The organism is Wolbachia pipientis (assembly GCF_023661085.1).
GTDB lineage: Bacteria > Pseudomonadota > Alphaproteobacteria > Rickettsiales > Anaplasmataceae > Wolbachia.
Genome location: NZ_JAHDJT010000148.1, coordinates 1 through 2,433, shown reverse-complemented (window position 1 = coordinate 2,433; position 2,433 = coordinate 1). Strand labels below are relative to the sequence as shown.

The following is a 2,433-nucleotide window of genomic DNA, read 5'->3' as shown; positions in this document are numbered from 1 at the left end:
AAAACCGTGCGCCGTGGTACGCATTAAGAAATACTTAGCGAAGCTAAGCGAGGTTCAGAATAAATGGCCTCGAGGTGAACAACTAACTTTAACCCGAAAGGGAAGGAGGACAAGAGCATGTATGTAAAGCGAGAATTATCTGAAGATGTGTAAGATAATGGCTTGCAACACCTGATCAATATGGTTAAGGCTAAACTGCTTGAATTCTAATCTTCAGTAGTGGTACGTCACACTCATGGGTAGCACATCTAAAACCCCATGTCTACAGTAAGTACAAATTATGGGTTTTGTTTGTGTGACATTCTGGCTGTAGAACGATAAGTAATGAACTTATTTAAGAGGATGAATGGAAAACCTAAGTTGATCTAGAACAGTTCTTAGTGACGGAACATGGGATGGCCTAAGGGACGAGAGTTCTATGGTTACGGAGTCATCGTAGTAGTCGTGGAAATAAAAGAACCACCAGGGAGTGTGGGAAAGCCACATACAGGGCAAAGGGTGACAGATAATTGAATGTTGAAATTGGGAGGTACGCAAGATGCGGAAAGCTGAAACAATACTTAACATTATACGTGAACGTGGACAAAGGAATTTGCCGGTAACAAACGTATATCGCTTACTTTATCAGCGAGATCTTTACCTTCAAGCATATAGCAAACTTTATCGTAATAAGGGTGCTATGACAGAAGGTGTGACAGTTGAAACAGTTGATGGTATGTCATTGGAGAAGATCGATAAAATTATAGAGGATTTACGCTATGAACGATATCGATGGACACCAGTAAAACGTATCTACATTTTGAAGAAGAGCGGTAAACGAAGGCCGTTAGGGTTGCCAACATGGTCGAATAAGTTACTTCAAGAAGTAATTCGATTAATGTTGGAAGCATACTATGAGCCACAATTTAGCGAATGTTCACATGGATTCCGACCAAAGCGTGGATGCCATACTGCATTAAGAGCAGTAATGCAAAAAGGCAGAGGTACAAAATGGTTTATCGAGGGGGACCTCAGTGCATGCTATGATTCAATCGATCATACCGTGTTGTTAAAAATACTGAGTGAAAACTTCCAAGATAACCGTTTTATCCAATTGATCAATCGACTGTTAAAAGCAGGTTATATGGAGAACTGGAAGTACAATACGAGTCATAGTGGGGTACCACAAGGCTCTATTGTTGGTCCAATTCTGAGTAACATATTACTTGATCGGTTGGATAAACATGTGGAACATGTACTCATACCAGCAAATAACCGAGGAAAACGAAGAAGGACAAACCCAAAATATTTAAGGTTAACTGTGCAAGTATCGATGATGAGAAAACAAGGAAACTGGGATCAGGCAAAACGACTGCGTCAATTAGTGCAGAGTATGCCATCTAAGGACCCTTGTGATCCAAATTATCGACGTCTTTGGTATGTTAGGTATGCTGATGATTTTCTGGTAGGGTTTGCAGGACCAAAGAATGAAGCTGAACAAGTTAAGAATGAGATTGCTAGGTTTCTCAATGAAGAACTCAAACTTATGCTTAATGAAGATAAAACATTTATTACACATGCGTGTGATAGCAAAGCCAATTTTTTGGGTTATGAAATACACGTTTTGCATGCAGATGACAAACATGATCATCGAACACAACGATGTATTAATGGTAGTGTTGGTTTATGTGTGCCACATAAAATAAAACAGAAGAAATGTTCTGAATATATGCGATGTGGTAAGCCGATACATTTACCTCAACGTACAGTTGATACAGCTTACAGTATTGTTGCTCAGTATCAATCTGAACTTATAGGGGTTGTACAAACTACAAAATGGCCTACAACCTTCACACATTAAGTTATTTAAGATATGTGATGGAAGTATCATTATTAAAAACCTTAGCATCAAAATACAAAACAACTTGCAGGAAAATTTACAGGAAGTTTGGTACAGTGATTGAAAATGATGAAGGAAAAAAACGAAAAGTAATTCAAGTCAAAGTAAATCGTCTGTCACCAAAGATACCACTTATTACACACTTTGGTGCTGTATCACTAAAATGGAATAAATGGGTTAGTGTAAATGATAACGTTATACCAATATGGAATAAGCGTAGCGAAGTAATACAAAGACTACTAGCGCAAACTTGTGAATTATGTAAATCACAAGAGCAAATTGAGGTACACCATGTACGTAAACTTGCTGATCTGCGAAGTAAAAATAATACTGAACTACCTGAATGGAAGAAAAGAATGACTGAACGACAGAGGAAAACTCTTGTTGTTTGTCATGAATGCCATAAGAAAATCCAATATGGTAAATATGATGGTGATTCCTTAAAACGTAGAGATTATCGGAGAGCCACGTGATACGGAAACGGTCATGCGTGGTTCGGGGAGAGGCTGTTGGAAAAGTGCTGAATGGACTAACTCGCTGGCTGCCTACTCTAC

3 protein-coding genes are annotated in these 2,433 nt (G+C 38.6%); all 3 read left to right on the top strand.

Annotation, left to right across the window (positions count from 1 at the left end):
* The first annotated feature begins 390 nt into the window (after positions 1-390).
* From DM84_RS06105 to DM84_RS06280, 3 genes are read left to right on the top strand one after another with little or no spacing between them, the layout of a single operon-like run.
* Positions 391-513: a hypothetical protein gene (locus DM84_RS06105; RefSeq protein ID WP_284706156.1), complete on the top strand. Its 123-nt coding sequence runs from the start codon at positions 391-393 to the stop codon at positions 511-513.
* A gap of 25 nt (positions 514-538) precedes the next feature.
* On the top strand, positions 539-1,840 hold the full coding sequence (locus DM84_RS05705; RefSeq protein WP_250779018.1) for a reverse transcriptase/maturase family protein: 1,302 nt from the start codon (positions 539-541) through the stop codon (positions 1,838-1,840).
* A complete protein-coding gene (locus DM84_RS06280; RefSeq protein WP_250779017.1) occupies positions 1,816-2,352 on the top strand; it encodes an HNH endonuclease in 537 nt (178 codons plus the stop codon). The genes DM84_RS05705 and DM84_RS06280 overlap by 25 nt, the downstream gene beginning before the upstream one ends.
* The last annotated feature ends 81 nt before the right edge of the window (positions 2,353-2,433 follow it).

Excerpts from the sequence above, each read along its gene's own strand:
- DM84_RS06105 (WP_284706156.1), top strand. The coding sequence starts at position 391 with ATGGGATGGCCTAAGGGACGAGAGTTCTATGGTTACGGAGTCATCGTA.
- DM84_RS05705 (WP_250779018.1), top strand. The coding sequence starts at position 539 with ATGCGGAAAGCTGAAACAATACTTAACATTATACGTGAACGTGGACAA.
- DM84_RS06280 (WP_250779017.1), top strand. The coding sequence starts at position 1,816 with ATGGCCTACAACCTTCACACATTAAGTTATTTAAGATATGTGATGGAA.